Below are 2631 nucleotides of genomic sequence, written 5' to 3'. Positions count from 1 at the left end.
GAGTGGGAGAAGCTGTGGGAGAAGGAGTGGGAGAAGCTGTGGGAGAAGGAGTAGGTGCGGAGCCAACCAGAGCAGTCCTAAGCTGGAAAGCGCCTGTAGCACCAGGGGCGTAACTGCTAACCCGCACCAAGTAGTTAATTCCAGCTTGCACAACCAAGTCTAGCTGGGAATTCCTACTCCCCCCAAAGTCGTCGTTTTCGGCAATTACCTGCCCGGTAGCCTGGTTAACGATGAAGAGGTAAGTATCAAACTCGCTGCTGGAAAGCTGGATCCGCACCGTTTGCCCCACGGACGCGCTGAGCAGGAAGTCCTGGATGAAGTGATCCGGGCGACGGGGATCCCGCGGACTACTGGTGGTCAGGCGCCCCGTTACACTCTGCGGCACCCCCAGGGTGGGGATCCCACCAGGCGGTGACGGCGAAGGCGAAGCTGGGGGTGGCCCTGTGGGGGGAACAAACCCCGGCCCCGGCAACCTGGCTGCCTGTTCGGGCGTCAGGTTAAGGGGAGGCTGTAGCCGCAGCACGGTGTTGACAAAGGTGTTGATGCGGTTGGCGTCGCGGGTTCGCAGAGTTGCAATGGCAAACAAGATGGCCGCGTCGCGAATCGTTCCCCCCCTGCCGTCGCCATCGAAGTCAGAAATGGCAACTGGGTTGGGGTTGGCCGTGGTCACCTCAGCCAAAGTTATGGGAGGCTGCACCCGCAAAACGTTGTTGACAAAGCTAACAATCTGGCTGGGCTGGGTGATCCCGCTGGCGATGGCAAAGGCGATGGCGGCATCGCGGATGGTCACCGATTGGGGGTTGCCGTCGTAGTAGGCAGCAGGGGTGGAGGAGGGCGTCTCTGGCCGGCTGATCAAGCCAGGCCCCGCGGCCAGGCCGCAGGCTGCCAGGATGCCGAAGAGAAAAGTTACCGCCAACAGCAACAGGCGCCTGCGTGAGCCCATAGAAAAAAACCCCTTGACAGAATAAGTTCCTGCCTCAATGAGGACGGCAAGCCAATACTGAGGCAGTACCATAAATAAAGCTACCAGCAAAGGTTACCTAGCTTCAAGGCCAGAGGAACGCCGGAGAGGCCAATAGGTTGCTGGCTGTGCAGTACGATAGGGAGCGTGCTAAGAGTTTGGGATACCTAAAAACAGGAAGGCCGCCATGGCAGAGAAAGTTGTGTCCAACCCCGTCCAGGCGCAGTTTGACGAGTTTCCCTACCCAAATGTGCCGATTGAGCAGACGGTTACCGACAACCTGGCCTTGTTTGCCAACAGCCTCACAACAGCCAGGTATCTGCGGGATCGCAAGGTGGTACTGCCGGAAGGCAAGGTGATGCTCAATGCCGGCTGTGGCTCCGGCTGGGAAACTTTGGTTTTGGCAACTGCCAACCCCGGCGCTCGCTATGTGGGAGTGGATATTTCACCTGAATCCGTCAAGCTGGCGAAGCAGCGCTTCAAGTTCCACAAAATCGAGAACGCCAGCTTTCATGTTATGGACATTACCGACATGACGGCGCTGGGGGAGGAGTTTGATTTTATCGCCTGCAACGACGTTCTCTACCTGCTGGACGACCCGGTGGCCGGCTTGAAAGGCATGCGGCAGGTGCTCAAGCCTGATGGGATCATTCGCACCAATGTGCACAGCCTTTATCAGCGGCAGTTTATCTTCAACATGCAGGATGCGATGGAGCTGCTGGGGGTGATGGATGAGCCAGCGGCCAAAGCTGTACCGCTGCTGCGGGAGGTGATGGAAGCTCTCACCGATGCCAGTTTTGTGAAGAGCCACTGGAACGGCGATGCCATCAAAACCACAGGGGGAATTCTGGCCAATTTCCTGCTGCGCAGCGACAAGGGCTTTACGGTGCCGCAGGTGTTTGAGATGTTAAGGCAGGCCGGCCTTGAGTTTATTAGCATGGTGAACTGGCAGCAGTGGAAGGTGGAGAGGGTTTTGACCAAGCCGGTGCCCTACACGATGCGGCAAATCAACAAGTTAAGCGAGGAGCAAAAGCTTCACTTCATCGAGCTGGTTTTCCCCAACATGACCCGCCTGATCGACTTTTGGTGTGGGCACCCCGGTGTTCCCAAAGCTGAGCCGTTTACGAACGACGAATGGTGGAATGGCACTGTACAAGCCCACCCGCTTTTGGTGAGGTTGGATGCCAAGCAGGCGTTCCTCAACGCCATTCGCGACAACGGGCCTGTCAACATCAACGGCTGGCCGGGCGCTGAGGGGAACATTACCATCGATCCTTTCTCGGTGCGCTGGCTGGTGGATGTCTTCGGCCCCTTGCCGGTGCCGGTGCAATCGCTGGTTCACAAAACCATGGAGATTATGGACTGGACGCAGGAAGAAGCGTTTAGCCAAGTGTTGGCCAACCTGAAGTTTTTGGAAGAGCGCCTGGTGATTCTCCTAAACTCGCCGCTACGGTAAGGGCGACTGCAGTTAGCAGCTTTTCCAAGCCCCCTAGCTTTCCGGGGGCTTTTTAGCCTTATCCCAGCCGCTCCTCGGTTTGCGGGTCAAAGAGGTGGAAGCGATCCATGTCAAAGACCACTTCTGCCCATTGGTTAACGCGAAGCTGGGTACGGGGATCCACGCGGGCCACAAACTCCTGCTCGGGGAGGATCCCTTCGGGGTCGGCGGCGCT

At 57.8% G+C, this 2631-nt stretch carries 1 protein-coding gene and 1 pseudogene; one reads left to right on the top strand and one right to left on the bottom strand.

All coding sequences use genetic code 11. From position 1 onward, the window contains the following. Positions 1 to 943: pseudogene (locus NW863_RS12700) on the bottom strand (peptidase M8); the annotation flags it as partial. 205 nt (positions 944 to 1148) lie between these two features. Here NW863_RS12700 and NW863_RS12695 point away from each other — a divergent pair. After that, the gene (locus NW863_RS12695; RefSeq protein WP_414366796.1) at positions 1149 to 2417 is read left to right on the top strand and encodes a class I SAM-dependent methyltransferase; all 1269 of its coding nucleotides are present in this window, start codon (positions 1149 to 1151) and stop codon (positions 2415 to 2417) included. Positions 2418 to 2631: the final 214 nt, after the last annotated feature.

The sequence above is a fragment of the Synechococcus sp. B60.1 genome (assembly GCF_047462555.1).
GTDB lineage: Bacteria > Cyanobacteriota > Cyanobacteriia > Thermostichales > Thermostichaceae > Thermostichus.
The sequence above is the reverse complement of the archived record's forward strand: the minus strand, read 5'-3'. Positions and strand labels throughout refer to the sequence as shown.

What these genes read in the sequence shown, in the direction of transcription:
- NW863_RS12695 (WP_414366796.1), top strand. Translation starts at nt 1,149, where the DNA reads ATGGCAGAGAAAGTTGTGTCCAACCCCGTCCAGGCGCAGTTTGACGAG.